The sequence below is a fragment of the Saccharopolyspora sp. NPDC002686 genome (genome assembly GCF_040295745.1).
GTDB lineage: Bacteria > Actinomycetota > Actinomycetes > Mycobacteriales > Pseudonocardiaceae > Saccharopolyspora > Saccharopolyspora oryzae.
Window position 1 is genome coordinate 1 of sequence record NZ_JBEOVY010000043.1, and the last position, 15121, is coordinate 15121.

The 15121-nt window shown below is 70.6% G+C and carries 10 protein-coding genes; 4 read left to right on the plus strand and 6 right to left on the minus strand.

The window, feature by feature from the left end:
* The 3 genes from ABTZ89_RS08470 to ABTZ89_RS08480 all read left to right on the plus strand — a co-directional run.
* The coding region (locus ABTZ89_RS08470; RefSeq protein ID WP_351041834.1) for a GltB/FmdC/FwdC-like GXGXG domain-containing protein at positions 1-1236 on the plus strand (1236 nt) is incomplete at its 5' end.
* Entirely contained in the window at positions 1229-2731 is a 1503-nt protein-coding gene (locus ABTZ89_RS08475) for a glutamate synthase subunit beta (protein ID WP_270947104.1), read from the plus strand. The genes ABTZ89_RS08470 and ABTZ89_RS08475, both read left to right, overlap by 8 nt.
* 168 nt (positions 2732-2899) lie before the next feature.
* Entirely contained in the window at positions 2900-3394 is a 495-nt protein-coding gene (locus ABTZ89_RS08480; protein ID WP_270947105.1) for a hypothetical protein, read from the plus strand.
* Positions 3395-3473: 79 nt separating this feature from the next.
* Here ABTZ89_RS08480 and ABTZ89_RS08485 read toward each other — a convergent pair whose 3' ends face one another.
* The 3 genes from ABTZ89_RS08485 to ABTZ89_RS08495 all read right to left on the minus strand — a co-directional run bounded on the left by ABTZ89_RS08485 (position 3474) and on the right by ABTZ89_RS08495 (position 9701).
* Positions 3474-5846, minus strand: coding sequence for a helicase-associated domain-containing protein (locus ABTZ89_RS08485; protein ID WP_351041837.1), 2373 nt, complete (start codon positions 5844-5846; stop codon positions 3474-3476).
* 53 nt (positions 5847-5899) lie between these two features.
* A complete protein-coding gene (locus ABTZ89_RS08490; RefSeq protein WP_351041840.1) occupies positions 5900-8185 on the minus strand; it encodes a HelD family protein in 2286 nt (761 codons plus the stop codon).
* Between the two features lie 130 nt (positions 8186-8315).
* Complete coding sequence (locus ABTZ89_RS08495) at positions 8316-9701, minus strand: GntT/GntP/DsdX family permease (protein WP_408642004.1); 1386 nt, start codon at positions 9699-9701, stop codon at positions 8316-8318.
* A gap of 179 nt (positions 9702-9880) precedes the next feature.
* Here ABTZ89_RS08495 and ABTZ89_RS08500 point away from each other — a divergent pair, with 179 nt between their 5' ends.
* Entirely contained in the window at positions 9881-10597 is a 717-nt protein-coding gene (locus ABTZ89_RS08500; protein ID WP_270954654.1) for a FadR/GntR family transcriptional regulator, read from the plus strand.
* A gap of 319 nt (positions 10598-10916) precedes the next feature.
* Here the strand turns inward: ABTZ89_RS08500 and ABTZ89_RS08505 are convergent, their stop codons facing one another.
* The 3 genes from ABTZ89_RS08505 to ABTZ89_RS08515 all read right to left on the minus strand — a co-directional run bounded on the left by ABTZ89_RS08505 (position 10917) and on the right by ABTZ89_RS08515 (position 15005).
* A complete protein-coding gene (locus ABTZ89_RS08505) occupies positions 10917-11633 on the minus strand; it encodes a transglycosylase SLT domain-containing protein (protein ID WP_351041844.1) in 717 nt (238 codons plus the stop codon).
* A gap of 293 nt (positions 11634-11926) precedes the next feature.
* Positions 11927-14251 carry a LuxR C-terminal-related transcriptional regulator gene (locus tag ABTZ89_RS08510; RefSeq protein WP_270953578.1) on the minus strand — a complete coding sequence of 775 codons (2325 nt, stop codon included), beginning with the start codon at positions 14249-14251 and terminating at the stop codon, positions 11927-11929.
* Between the two features lie 175 nt (positions 14252-14426).
* Entirely contained in the window at positions 14427-15005 is a 579-nt protein-coding gene (locus ABTZ89_RS08515; protein ID WP_270953577.1) for a TetR/AcrR family transcriptional regulator, read from the minus strand.
* Positions 15006-15121: the final 116 nt, after the last annotated feature.

Sequence of the window (15121 nt, forward strand, 5' to 3'; positions counted from 1 at the left end):
GCTGGACCGGGATGCCGGCTACGAGTTCGTCGGGCTGGCCAACTTCCTCCACGTGCTCCGCTGGTGGTCGAGGGCTGCGTGATGATGCGCGTCTGCCACCTCGACACCTGCCCGGTGGGCGTGGCCACCCAGAACCCGGAGCTGCGCAAGCGCTACACCGGCCAGGCCGAGCACGTGGTGAACTTCTTCGAGTTCGTCGCCCAGGAGGTGCGGGAATACCTGGCGCAGCTCGGTTTCCGCACCCTGGACGAGGCGATCGGCCAGGTCTCCGCGCTCGGCGTGGACGAGGCGGTGGAGAACTGGAAGGCCCGCGGCCTGGACCTGACCCCGGTGTTCGCCGAGCCGCAGACCCCGTACTCGTCGGTGCGGCGCCGGGTCCGCGAGCAGGACCACGGCCTGGACCGGGCGCTGGACCGCACGCTGATCCAGCTCGCCGAGGCGGCGCTGGAGGACGCCCGCCCGGTCAAGCTGGAGCTGCCGGTGCGCAACGTCAACCGCACCGTCGGCACGCTGCTGGGCGCCGAGGTCAGCCGCCGCTACGGCGGTCAGGGCCTGCCCACCGACACCATCCACGTCGAGCTCTCCGGCTCGGCCGGTCAGTCGCTGGGCGCGTTCCTGCCGCCGGGCGTCACGCTGGACATGGTCGGCGACGCCAACGACTACGTCGGCAAGGGCCTGTCCGGCGGGCGGATCGTGGTGCGCCCGCACCCGGATTCGGCGTTCGCCGCGGAGAACCAGGTGATCGCGGGCAACGTGATCGGCTACGGCGCGACGAGCGGCGAGGTCTTCCTGCGCGGCCGGGTCGGCGAGCGCTTCGGCGTCCGCAACTCCGGTGCGCTGCTGGTCTCCGAGGGCGTTGGTGACCACGCCTTCGAGTACATGACCGGCGGTCGCGCGGTGGTGCTGGGTGGCACCGGCCGCAACGTCGGCGCCGGCATGTCGGGCGGTATCGCCTACGTGCTGGACCTGGACCCGGTGCGGCTGAACACCGCGATGGTGGACCTGCAGCGGCCCAGCGCCAAGGAGCTGAAGTGGTTGCAGGAGACCGTGCAGCGGCACTACGAACTGACCGGTTCGGCGGTGGCGGCCTCGCTGCTGGGCGACTGGCCGCGGCGATCGGCGGCGTTCAGCAAGGTGATGCCGCGCGACTACCAGCGGGTCCTGGAGGCCATGCGGATGGCCAAGATCGAGGGCCGGGACATCGACGAGGCGATCATGGAGGCTTCCCGTGGCTGACCCGAGGGGATTCCTGAAGCACACCCGGGCCGACGCCCCCAAGCGTCCCGTCGACGACCGGTTGGGCGATTGGCACGAGGTCTACGCCGCTCTGTCCACTGAGGACCGCAGCGCGAAGGTCGCGGAGCAGGCGTCGCGGTGCATGGACTGCGGCATCCCGTTCTGCCACTCCGGTTCGGCCGGCTGCCCGCTGGGCAACCTGATCCCGGAGTGGAACGACATGGTGCGCCGCGGCCAGTGGGAGGCGGCCAGCGACCGGCTGCACGCCACCAACAACTTCCCGGAGTTCACCGGCAAGCTGTGCCCCGCACCGTGCGAGGCGGCCTGCGTGCTGGCGATCTCCCCGGAGGCCGGTGGCGCGGTGACCATCAAGCGGGTCGAGGAGACCATCGCCGAGGTCAGCTGGGAGAACGAGTACGTCACCGCGCAGGTGACCGAGGCGCACACCGGCAAGCGGGTGGCCGTGGTCGGTTCCGGGCCGGGTGGGCTGGCGGCTGCCCAGCAGCTGACCCGCGCCGGGCACGAGGTGACCGTCTACGAGCGCGACGACCGCATCGGCGGGCTGCTGCGCTACGGCATCCCCGAGTTCAAGATGGAGAAGTCCGTCCTGGACCGGCGGTTGGCGCAGATGCGCGACGAGGGCACGAAGTTCATCACCGGCTGCGAGGTCGGCGTGGACCTGACCGTCGAGGACCTGCGGGCCGGTTACGACGCCGTGGTGCTCGCGGTGGGCGCGCTGCGCGGCCGCGATGACACGACGATCCCGGGCCGCGAGCTCAAGGGCGTGCACCTGGCCATGGAGCACCTGGTCCCGGCGAACAAGGAGTGCGAGGGCGACGGCCCGACATCGATCTCGGCGCAGGGCAAGCACGTCATCATCCTCGGCGGCGGCGACACCGGAGCGGACTGCTACGGCACCGCGACCCGCCAGGGCGCGCTGTCGGTGACCCAGCTGGACAACTACCCGCAGCCGCCGACGACCCGCGACGACGACCGCTCCCCGTGGCCGACCTGGCCCTACATCTTGCGCACCTACCCGGCGCACGAGGAGGCGGGGGAGCGCAAGTTCGCGGTGGCGATCGAGTCGTTCGTCGGCGACGACGAGGGCAACGTCCGCGCGGTCCGCCTCCGCGAGGTGAAGGTCCAGCGCGACGAGAACGGCCGCCGCCAGGTGGTTCCGGTCTCCGACGAGGCCGAAGAGCTGCCCTGCGACCTGGCGCTGCTGGCGATCGGCTTCGAAGGGGTCGAGCACATGCCGCTGCTGGACGGCCTGGGCATCGACCTGACCAAGCGGGGCACGATCGGCTGCGGCTCGAACTGGGAGACCAAGTCCCCGGGCGTCTTCGTCTGCGGCGACGCCCACCGCGGAGCATCCCTGGTGGTGTGGGCGATCGCGGAGGGTCGCTCGGTGGCCAACGCGGTGGACGCCTACCTCACCGGCTCCTCCCAGCTCCCGTCCCCGGTCCACCCGACGGCACTGCCGCTCGCGGTCTGATTCCCGCTGCGAAGGGCGCTTTCGGCAACTCCGCGCGAAAGCGCCCTTCCTTGTGAGATGGGTCGTCCTTCGCGGAACCGGTCCGTTCGGGGCGGGTGCGTTGCTTAGGATCTTGCGCGGCCCGGTTGGGCCGGAGTTGTTGTACCGCAAGTGTTTTTTGGGGGAATTGTGGACTTCCGCAAGAGCGCGCTCGGCCTGATCACGGCGATCATCGCCATCGTTCTGGGCGTGGTGGGAACGGCGCTGGTGATCGGCTGGTTCAGCGAGGGCGGCCGGATCCCGTTCTTGTTCTTCGGGGCTCCGGTGCTGGTGGTGGTCGGAATCATCTTGCTGATCAACAGCTTCCGGCCGTTCACGATGCGCATCGACGAGCGGGGGATCCTGCTGGAGCACCCCGCCGACAAGGTGCGGATCGCGCTGGGCTGGCAGTACATCGCGCGCGTCGCGGTCCAGGAACTGCCCAAGCCGAAGGGCGAGAAGGGCACCGCGACCTACCTGGTGGTGTGGCCGCAGGGCGGCGCGAACCCCGGTGTGCCGCAGGACCGGATGTTCCAGCACGACGGCTGGACCGGCTACCGCCTGATCGACGTCGACGACATCCGCGAGGACAAGGAAAAGCTCACGGCGGCCCTGGCCCACTACGCGGCCCCGATCTTCCGCTGACGCCGCCCAAGACCCGTGAGCACTTTGGGTGGCTATAGCAACCCAAAGTACTCACGGGTCCTGACCAGGCCACCCGGGCTCATCGAGTCGGGCGGCGTTTCAGCGGGGAGACGGCGCGGATCCGGTCCAGGCGGAACTGGCGGTCGTCGTCCCGCAGGTGGCAGTAGGACTCCAGGTATTCCCCCGCGATGAAGTGCGGTGTGATGACGCGGGTCGTGCAGCTGCCCCGCTGGTCCCGATACGAGATCTCCAGGTCGGTTCCGGTCGCCAACGCCTCTTCGAGCAGTTCGAGTTCGAGGTCGGACAGCCCGGCGGCCCGTTCGGCGAGGATCCGGCCCACGTTGGCCGGTGTGTTCTCCACCAGGTCCACCATGACCGGAGGTCGTGCGACGTCGTCCGGCTGCGCCAGCAGGTGCATGGCCACTTCGCGGAGCTCGGCTTCGTCCGGCAGGTCCGGCGCCGGGTCCAGGTAGTGCGGCTGTGCCACGAGAACCGGCGGACGATCGTCGGTGGCCACGGCGCGTTCGATCACGACGGTGCCGTCGTCCGCCTGCTGCACCGGGGAGTACCCCGCCTTCCGCAATGCCGTCAGGGTTTCCTCGGGTGGTTTGCCCGACGCGAGCACGGTCGGCGCCAGGACCCGCAGCGACAGCTCGCGCAGCGCGCGGTGCCTGCTGACCTCCAGCACCAGGGCTTCGTCCCCGAGCACGCAGCACCGCACGCTGCGCACCTGCAACTGCCCGAACCGCCGTGCGGCGTCCTTGATCAGGTACTCCAGCGGCTGCGGGACATCAGCGCGGGAGATCTCGGCGAGCCGTCCCAGGAGATCCTCGGCGGAGTACCCCTGATCCATCGCGCGGCGCACGGAATCCGGGCTGAACCGCCAGGTGGATGCGGTGTCCCGGCCTTCCGGCTCGGCCATCAGGTTCAGCGTGGAGGTGACGTCCCCGCTCGGCGTGCCCGCCACGACTGCGCTCAGATCCGCTTGCAGCAGCACCGTTTCCTCCGCTCGGGGAAGCAGTCGGAGCGCTGCGTCCAGCAACGCCTGGTCGTCGCTTAAGCAACGGCCCAGCGTCGACAGCGCGTCGCGGGCGACCGCACCGACCGCCTCGGCTTCAGCCCAGTTGACCCGCATCGGATCGACCAGGTCGGCGGCGCTGCGATAGATCATCGGTCGCTTCCAGGCCAGCTTCTCGTTCAGCAGGCCCGGTTCGTCCAGCGCTGCGCCGGGTTCCAAGGCCGCGAGCTCGGTCACCAGGTCGATGCGCAGCGCTCGGTCGAGAGCACTGTCACCGGGCAGCATCGCTGGACCGGGCTTGTCCACGACCTTGCTGAACATCGCGGCGGCAGGCTGCTCCCACCACGTGCGTCCCAGCCAGACGTAGCGCTTCGCCGGTGCCAACCGCTGCCAGTCGTCGGCGAGGTTCGACGGGACGAGGTGGCCCGCATCGTCGAGGCTGAGCAGCTCGGCCGCGGCGGCGGTCTCCAACCAGAGCCGGATCTCGTGCTGATCGGTCTTCAGGACCTTCGCGAGCTGCTTCAGGACCCGCAAACCGACTCCGCCGTTCTGTAGCATCGCCAGCGGATCGGTCGCGCAATGATCGAGCAGCCGGGCCACGCCATCGACGAAACTGGTCGCGGCCAGCGCCGCCGCCTTGTCGACCTCGGCGGGGTCGACCACGTTGGTGGGCGGCTCAGGGGGAGGCGGCCGCAGCGCCGCGCGGTCATCGGATTCGCGCAGCGCCAGCCCAATCTCGCGCGGCATCTCGAACGGTCCGCGGTCGGTGCGGCACTGGTCCGCGCTGATCAGGAAGCCGCGCCTGATCATCCACCGCACCGCTGTGGGCTCTCCGGGGAAGGCGAAGGCCCCGGAGGTGTCGCGGGCCAGTTCCATCGCGACTTCCGCGGTCGAACCGGGAGCTTTGGCCAGCGTTGCGGACACCTGCGCGGGATCCTGCACGAACTCCGCGATCCGCAGGATCGTGTCGGCCTTCGTGCTGGCCCGCTCCAGCCCGAGCGCTTCGGCGATGCCGCGGACGGTGGTGCTGGCGTGGGCGTTCAGGAGCTTCGCGATCGGGCGGCCCAGCCCTGCGGTGCGGAGGGTGCGCAGGGGCGCGGCGAGCTGGATCGAACCGTGCTCGTCGAGCTGGATGAGGAAGCGTTCCGCCAGTTCCCGGAGCGCGCGGTCGAGTTCGGCGCCACCGCCGAGCACCTGCTCGACCTGCTCGCGGGTGCAGCCGTCGCCGAGCGCGCACAGCGCGCGGAGCACCTCGTGGCAGCCGGCGTCGAGCCGTTCCAATGCGGATTCCACCGCGCCGGGGGAGTTGAGCACGGCCGCAAGCCGTTGCAGGGAACGAGCTCCTGCGAGCACGCTTTCCGGACGGTTCTTCAGCAGCGCCAGCAGACCGTCGTGACCGAGTGCCCGGAGGCGCTGCGCGAGCTCGGAGATCACCCGGCCAACTGTTCCAGCTGCGGAGGCCGGGCGGACAGCAGCCCTCGATGGGCTCAGCCGATCCCGCGCAGTGCTTCCGGGAGTTCGTCGGTGTGGAGGACTCCGAGGCGTTGGGTTGCTCGGGTCAGGGCCACGTAGAGGTCGTTGAGGCCCCGCTCGGATTCCTCCGCGATCGCCGTCGGTTCCACCACCAGCACCGCGTCGAACTCGAGGCCCTTGGCCTGCTCCACGGTCAGCAGGGCCACCGGGGCGTCGAGGTCGTCGGCGCGGGTGCCGATCGCAGCTTCGGGCAGGGCATCCGCCAGCTGCGGGCCGATCCCGGCCAACACCTGCGGCGGCATCAGCACCGCGAGGCGGCCGTCGGCGACCTCGCGCAGCTCCGCCGACACCGCTTCCGGCAGCTCCGCCGCCAGGTCGTCGACGCGGCGGGCCCACGGCTGGTGGCCGCTGGTGCGCACCGAGGTCGGCGCCTCCAGGTCGGTGTCCATTTCGGACAGGACGTCGGCGGCGATGTCCATGATCTCGGCCGGGGTCCGGTAGTTGACGGTCAGCTCGACCATCTTCCAGCGGTCCTGGACGTACGGGTGCAGGACGTCGTGCCAGGCGTTCGCGCCGGCCAGCGCCCCGGTCTGGGCGACGTCGCCGACCAGCGTCATCGACCGGCTCGGGCAGCGGCGCATCAGCACCCGCCACGCCATCGGCGACAGCTCCTGCGCCTCGTCCACGATCACGTGCCCGAAGGTCCAGGTGCGGTCGTCGGCGGCGCGCTCGGCCGCGGTCAGATCGCTGCGGGAGCGGAAGCGCTCCGCGAGCAGCTCGGCGTCGAGCACGTCGGACACCCGCAGCCGCTCCTCGTCGGCGATCTCCTCGTCCTGCTCCATGATGTGCAGAACGCCTTGCGCGTAGGCGAGTTCTTCGCGCTCCTGGGCCTCGCGTTCGGCGCGGGCCTGCGCGTCGTCCTCGCCGAGGAGCTCGGCGAGCTCGTCCAGCAGCGACACGTCGGCCGGGGTCCACGGCGTGCCCGAGTCCCGCAGCAGTTCCTCGCGCTCGTCGTCGTCGAGGTGCTTGCGGGTGGCGGTGGCCAGGCGCTCCGGCGAGCTGAGCAGTTCGTCGAGCAGCTGCTGCGGGGTGATCTCCGGCCAGAGCTCGTCGAGCGCGCCGGTCACCGACGGGTCGGCGCGCAGCTCCACGTTGATCTCGTCCAGGTCGCGCCGGTCGAGCAGGTCGCGGCCGAGCCGGTCGGCGACCTGCAGGGTCAGCGCGGAGAACATCTCGTTGCGGAAGATCCGGCGCGCCAGGTTGTGCGGCTTGCGGGCGCGGCGGGCGCGGGTGCGGGCCTGCGTCGCGGTCTTGCGGTCGATGCGCAGCGGTTCGCGGTCGAAGGTGACCTCGACGTGGTCGGCGGGCACCTGCTGGCGGTCCCGGACCGCGGCGACGAGCACGTCGACCATGCGCTCGCGGCCCTTGATCTCCGCCGCCCGCGCGGATTCCACGCCGGTGGCGGTGATCCCGGGGTACAGACCGCCCACAGTGGACAGCAGCACGCCGGTCTCGCCGAGCGAGGGCAGCACCTGCCCGATGTAGCGCAGGAACGTCTCGTTCGGGCCGACGACCAGCACGCCGCGCTTGGACAGCTGCTCGCGGAACGTGTAGAGCAGGTAGGCCGCGCGGTGCAGCGCCACGGCGGTCTTGCCGGTGCCCGGCCCGCCCTGCACGACCAGCACGCCGTTCATGCCCGCGCGGATGATCTGGTCCTGCTCGCCCTGGATGGTGGCGACGATGTCCTGCATCTGCCCGGTGCGGCGGGCGTCGAGCCGGGCCAGCAGCGTGGCCTCACCGGCCAGCCCGAGGTCGCTGCCCTGCTCGGCGGCGTCGAGGTCGAGCACCTCGTCCTCGTAGTCGAGGACCTTGCGCCAGCTGGTGCGCAGGTGCCGCCGGCGGCGCACGCCGTCCCGCGCGGCGGCGGTGGCCAGGTAGAACGGCCGGGACGCGGGGGCCCGCCAGTCCAGCAGCAGCGGCTCGTACTCGTTGTCCTCGTCGAACAACCCGAGCCGGCCGACGTGGAAGGTCTCACCGGTGTCCAGGTCCAGCCGTCCGAAGCACATCCCGTGCTCCACCGCGCTGAGCTGGGTGAGCTTGTCGGTGTACATCCGGGTGGAGATGTCGCGCTCGGTGCGCGCCTGCGGCGGACCACCGCTGTCGCGCAGCGTGTCCTTCAACCGCTGCGTGGTCTCCTGGCGCAGGGCGTCCAGCTTGTCGTACAGCACGGTGAGGTACTGCTGCTCGACTGCGATCTCCTGCGCGCGAACGGCATCCCGATCGGATCGGGCGTTGGACAACTGCGCCACCTCAGTACGTGGGGGATGGGGAAAGCCCGACTCCGGTCGGCCCGACCCACCAATATACCGCGCGACGGAGAAGGGGTCGTGAGCGCGAAAACCGGTTCCAGCGCGCCCACGACCCCTGCGGTCACACGACGGTCGACAGGCCCAGGATCACGGCGAACGAGACCACCGAGAGCAGGGTCTCCATCGCCGACCAGGTCTTCAGGGTCTGCCCGACGGTCATCCCGAAGTACTCCTTGACCAGCCAGAACCCCGCGTCGTTGACGTGCGAGAGGAACAGCGAGCCGGAGCCGATGGCCAGCGCGACCAGCGCACCCTGAGCGGGCGGCAGGCCCATCACCATCGGCGCAACCATCCCGGCCGCGGAGATGGTGGCCACGGTCGCCGACCCGGTGGCGACCCGGATGCCGACCGCGATCAGCCAGCCCAGCACCAGGGGCGAGAGGTGCGCCCCGCTGGCCAGGTCGGTGATCATGTTGTTCACCCCGGAGTCGACCAGGGTCTGCTTGAAACCACCGCCGGCGCCGACGATCAGGATGATGCCGGCGATCGCGGGCAGCGAACCGCCGACCACCTCGGACAGCCGGCTGCGGCTGAACCGGGCGCCGGTGCCGAGCACCACGATGGCGATCAGCACGGTCAGCATCATGGCCACGACCGGCGTGCCGATGGTGTGCAGCACCTTGTAGCCGAAGCTGCCTTCGGCCAGCGCGAGCTCGGCCACGGACTTGCCGAGCATGAGCACGACGGGCAGCAGCAGCATGGCCACCGCGGCGGCGAAGCTGGGGCGCTTCTCCGGCGCGGTCTCGGTCGGCGACTTGCCGAGCAGGTGCGTGGCCGGGGGCAGCTGCACGCGCTTGGCGATGAACGAACCGAACAGCGGGCCCGCGATGATGGCGGTCGGGATCGAGACGAGCACGCCGAGCGCGAGGGTGATGCCCAGGTCGACGTTCAGCGCGTCCACCGCGGCCAGCGGGCCCGGGTGCGGCGGCACGAGGCCGTGCAGGATCGACAGACCGGCCAGGGCGGGGATGCCGATCCGCAGCATCGGCTGCTGGGAGCGGCTGGCCACCATGACCACCACCGGGACCAGCAGGACGACGCCGACCTCGAAGAACATCGGCAGGCCCAGCAGTGCGGCGATGAACACCATCGCCCACGGCAGGGTGCGGTCGGTGGTGCGGCGCAGGACCGTTTCCACGATCCGCTCGGCGCCGCCGGTGTCGGTGAGCAGCTTGCCGAGCATCGCGCCGAGCGCGACCAGCAGGCCGACGTCGCCGACGGTCTTGCCGAGTCCGGTGGTGAAGGTGTCGACCAGGTCGCCGAACGGCATCCCGGCGACCACGCCGAGCGTGGTGGCGCCCAGGGCCAGCGACAGGAAGGGGTGCAGCTTCGCCCAGCTGATCAGCACGACGATCACGGCGATGCCGGAGAGCGCCGCGATCAGCAGGCGGGTGTCGTGCTCGGTCCACGCCCCGGGCTGCGGAGCTTGGGCGAGTACGGCGGTGATGCTGCCGGGAAGGCTGGTTGGCATGGGAGGGCTCCTCGTTGAGCAGCTGGTGCGCGGCACAGCCTAAGCAATAAGTATGACTTTATTGCCATGTGGACCGATTAAGTATGTCTGTTGCGCCTGTCACGCGGTCTCAGCGGCCTATGTTGGGGACGTTCAACGGCGGCGAAAGGGGCGAAATGGGCGGCGGACTGCACGGCAGGGTGCTGGACGTGCTGGGGCACGAGATCGCCGCCGGCACGCACCCGCCCGGCAGCGTCCTGCGCACCGAGGAGATGGAGCAGCGCTTCGGGATCTCCCGCAGCGTCGCCCGCGAGGTGGTGCGCAGCCTGGCCTCGATCCGGCTGGTGATCGGTCGCCAGCGGGTCGGCACCGTGGTCCGCCCCCGCGAGGACTGGAACGCCTTCGACCCGCAGCTCATCCGCTGGCTGCTGGCGGCGGACCGGACCGCGCAGCTGAAGACCCTGGCCGAGCTGCGGACCGCGGTCGAACCGATGGCCGCGGCGGCGGCCGCCCAGCGCTGCACCGACGAGGACGCGGCCCGGCTGGTCGCGCTGTCCGAGCGGATGGTCGCCACCGCGCGCGCCGGTGACCTGGACACCTTCATGGCCACCGACGCCGAGTTCCACCGCGTGGTGCTGACGGCGTCGGGCAACGAGATGTTCGCCCAGCTGCACGAGGTCGTCGAGGAACTCCTGCGCTGGCGGACCGGTACCGGTCTGATGCCGGAGCGCCCGCGCCCGGTCGCCCTCCGCCTGCACTGCGAGATCGCCGAGTGCATCCGCAGCGGCGACCGCACCCGCGCGGAGGAGGCCATGCGCGAGCTGGTCGCCGAAGCCCTGGAAGGCACTCTGACCCTCCTGGAAGAAGTCCAAACCCCCACCGGCAACCGGTAGCCCAGGTCCTCGCTCCCCGGTCCCGTCCCACGATGTGGACCACAGTTTCAATTGAAACTGCAGATCCCACCCACGGCGGATCACAGTTTCAATTGAAACTGCGGTTCCCGGCGCCGAGCGCAGAACGACCGGCACCGTCCCGGGAGAGGGGTTCCGAGACGGTGCCGGTGCGTCGGGTCGGGGGTCCCGGCGCGCCGGGGTTCGGGGACGGCGTGCCGGAGTCGGGGTGTTGGGGTTCGGGGTGTTGGGGTGCAAATTCAATGGAAATTGGAGGTCTGATTTCCATTGAATTTGCGGGACGTCGGGGCGGGGACGGGGGTCAGTAGCCCGCGTAGGCGCCGCCGGCGCGGACGTTGCTGACGCCGGGGACGTCGGCGACCGATCCGTAGGTCGAGATCGCGTAGCGGGTGGCCGCGATGATGTTGTCCACCGGGTTGTAGATGTCGTGGTGGCCGGGCAGCGCGTAGGTCTGGAAGGTCGGCTCGATGGTCTGCATCAGGCCGATCGACGGGGTGCCTGCGCTGGCGTTGGAGTCCCAGTTGTTCGTCGCGTTCGGGTCGCCGTTGGACTCGTGCATGATGATCATGCGGATCGCGTCGGCGTCGATCTGCTCGCGCGGGACGCCGTTCTGCTCCATGACGTGCACGGCGTCGTTGATCCAGGCGCCGATCTGGTCGACCGGCTTCTCCTCGACCGGCTTCTCCGGGGCGGGGGCGGCCTCCGGTGCCGGAGCAGCCTCGGGGGCGGGCTGCGCGGCGGGGGCCGGTTCGGCCGCCGGACGGGGGGCGGCGGCCGGTTGCGGGGCGGGGTTGGCCTGGAGCGGGGCGGCTTCGGTGATCGGGCGGACCATCGCCGCGTTCTCGACGTGCGGCTGCTCGGTCTGGGGGCCGCCGATGCCGGCGAACGCGCCCAGCACGCCGAAGGCGGCCGCGGCGGTACCGATCTGCAGCGCACGCGTCTTCGGGGGGACGCGGTGCTGGCGGTCGGAGTTCTCGCCGAGGAATGCCGCTCGCAGCCAGCTCGCCGTGTTCGGCACCGCCCTCTCCCAGCGGTGCCGTGCGGTCTGCTGCGGATCTCGGTGGTCGAGGATTTCGTTCTCGGGGGATTTTGGTTCGGGGGTCACGGGTATCCAGGTTCCGCGACGGAGAGTGAACCCGCACCGAGGTTTGCACGTACGTAGGTACCTAGATTCCGCCAAACGGCGGACTTTACGCGGGGGTTCGACTACGGAAAGTGAAAGTTGCCCGATTGGGGAGTGGCCCACGGCACGTCAGCCCGCCGGGCGCGCTGACCAGGGCAGCCCGCGGCGCGGGCTTCAAGAGGAGTGCTTCACCGGGAGACGGCTTCGCCCGCGGTGCGCTGCGCGGCCACCCAGCCGGCGATCTGCGCGCGCGAGGAGAAGTCCAGCTTGGTCAGGATGTTCTGGACGTGGCCTTCCACGGTGCGCTGGGCGATCACCAGGTTCTCGGCGATCTCCTTGTTGGTGTTGCCCTGCGCGACCAGCTCGGCGATCTGCCGCTCCCGCCTGGTCAGCGGCATCGGGTGCACGTTCTCGTCGGTGCGCGTCCGGGCGTGCCGCTTGGTCTCCAGCGCGAAGTCGATGATGTGTTGCACGGACAGCTGGCGGCCCCGGTCGAAGGCCTCCTGGAACGCCTCCTCGCCCAACGCCGTGCGGGTCTGCGCCTGGTGCTCGTCGTGGTCGGTGGCGAAGCGGGCCCAGAAGCCGGGGGCCGCGCACACCGCGTCCCAGACCGACGAGGCCGCGCCGAACAACCGGGCAGCGCGGTCGTACTTGCCCTGCTGCTGGGCGATCCAGGAGAGGCTGTCGATGCTGAACGCGATGCCCAGCCGGTTGTCCAGCTGCCGCTGCAACCTGATCGCCTTCTTCGCCGCGGCTTCGGCCCGCTCCAGATCGCCGCGCTGCGCCTCGACCTGTGCCGATGCCCACAGCGCGTAGGAGCGCCAGTACAGCTCACCGTGCTCGGTGGACAGCCGGATGCACTCGGCCAGCAGCTCGAGACCTTGCTCGGTGGCCCCGTTGAGGCCCTTGACCATGCCGAGGCCGAACAGGGCGAACAGCTCGCCGGCCACGGATTCGCGCTTGCGGAACTGGCCCAGCGCGTCCTCCACCAGGTTGGCGGCCCGCGACGGATCGTTGCCCGCGAACGCCGCGAGCCCGCGCACCAGCGCCAGGTACGGCTTCTCGGAGTCCTCGCTGCGCTGCGTGGCCAGCACCGTCGCCTGCTCCAAGGTCGACTGCACCGTGTCCAGGTCGCCGTGCAGCAGCGCGAACCACGCGCTGACGCGCAGCGCGCGCACCCGCTCGGGCACTTCGCGCGGCGTGGTGGCCAGCACCTGGTCCAGCCAGTGCCGGGCTTCGCCGTTGAGCCCGCGGATCACCCAGTACTGCCAGAGGTCGGTGGCCATGCCCAGCGCCGCGCCCGCGGTGTCCGGGTTCGCGGCGGCGGTCTGCAGCGCGGTCCGCAGGTTGCCCTGCTCGTTGCGCAGCCGCTGCACCCAGGCGGCCTGGTCGGGGCCGATCCAGTCGGCGGCGAAGCGACCGGCGAGGTCGCTGAACCACGCGAGGTGCCGCTGCCGCATGGCGTCCAGCTCGCCGAACTCCACGAGCTTGTCCTGGCCGTACTCGCGCAGCGCGTGCGGCAGCCGGAAGCGCGCCTCGCCGCCGTCCTCCTCGCGCAGCAGCACGGACTTGTCCACCAGCGAGTGGATCGCGCTCAGCACGTCGGAGTCGGACAGGCCGTTGCTCGCGACGTGCTCGGCGGCGGCCAGGTCGAAGCTGCCGGAGAACACCGACATCCGCGCCCACGCCAACCGGTCCTGGTCGGAGGCCAGCTCGTAGCTCCAGTCGATCAGCGCCCGCAGCGTCTGCTGCCGGGCCGGGGCGCCGCGGCGGCCCTCGGTGAGCAGGTCGTACCGCTCGGCGAGGCGTTCTTCCAGCTGGGGCAGGGACAGCGAGCGCAACCGCACCGCGGCCAGTTCGATCGCCAGCGGGTTGCCGTCGAGGTGGTAGCACAGGCGCATCAGCGCTTCGGCGTTGTCGGTGGTCACCTCGAACTCGGGCACGGCGGCCCGGGCGCGGTCGACGAACAGCCGGACCGAGGAGAACTGCTCGTAGGCCTCCGGCGGCGGCAGGTGGTCGATGTCGGGCACCTGCAGGGGCGGCACGACCATGGTGGCCTCCCCGGCGACGCCGAGGGATTGCCGGCTGGTGGCCAGCACCCGCACGCCCGGGCACCACCGCACCACCGCGTCCACCAGGTGCGCGACGTCCTCGATCACGTGCTCGCAGTTGTCCAGCACGAGCAGCATCTCGCGGTTCTTGAGCTGCTCGACGACGGTGTCCAGGTCCTCGTCGGCAGTGGGCCCGCCGATGCCCAGCTGCTCGATGACGGCGTCGACCACCAGCGAGCCGTCGCGCACGTCCTCCAGTCCGACGCACCAGGCCTTGTCCCGGAACGAGCGGCGCATGTTGTTCGCGACCCGCATGGCCAGCCGCGTCTTGCCGACCCCGCCGGGGCCGGTGAGGGTGACGACCCGGGATTCGGCGAGCAGGCGCTTGGTCAGGGTGATCTCACGACGACGGCCGACGAAGCTCGTGACGTCGGCCGGGAGGTTGCCCGCTGGATCTCGCACACGGGCTCGCGCAGTAGAGACCACGCCACGAGCTTAACCGCGGAAATGCCCTCTGACCTGCGATCTTGTCCCCGCTCACGCCCCGTCACCCAGAAGTGTGGTCAAGGGAACAGATCCCCTCCTGCCCATCACGCAGCAGAGCGGATCAGGTGCCCCACAAGTGTGAAGATTTCGTTCACCGGGCCTGCAGTCCGGCGAGCACGATGCGGAGGTTCCGCCGCCACTGGTCGTCCGCCGCCGGCAGCCCGATGGTCCGGTCGCCGGTCATCACCGAGGTCAGCGCGAACGGGACGTCCTGCCAGGGCACGTCTTCGCGCATCGCGCCCGACTCCTGGCAGCGCTCGACGAGCAGCCGGATCTGCTCGCGCAGCTCGGCCAGCGGGCTGTCCAGGGTCAGCGCGCAGTCGGTGCCGAGCGCTTCGTTGATCCCGCAGCTCATCGCGCGCAGCTGCACGAAGTCGACGGCGAAGGTGCAGAACCCGTGCCACGGGTCGGGATCGAGCACGGCTTGCCGGGCCAGTTCGACGATCTCGTAGATGGTGTCCTCGACGACCGCCTGCAGCAGGGCCTCGCGGGAGGGCAGCCGCCGGTAGAAGGTGCCGATGCCGACTCCGGCCCGGCGGGCGATCTCGTGCGCCGTCACGTTGACGCCGACCTCCGCGACCGCCTCGCGCGCCGCGGCGACGAGACGCCGCACGTTGCGCTGGGCGTCCGCCCGTGCGGACTCGCCGAGCAGTTTCTCCACCGCGCTCACCGGGCAACCCTAACAACCGGACTTGCGGAGTCCGGTTAGGCTGCGGAGCAGAAGCGGACTCAACAAGTCCGGTTTTGTCGAAGAAAAACGGACTCATCGAGTCCAGTTCGGGAGGC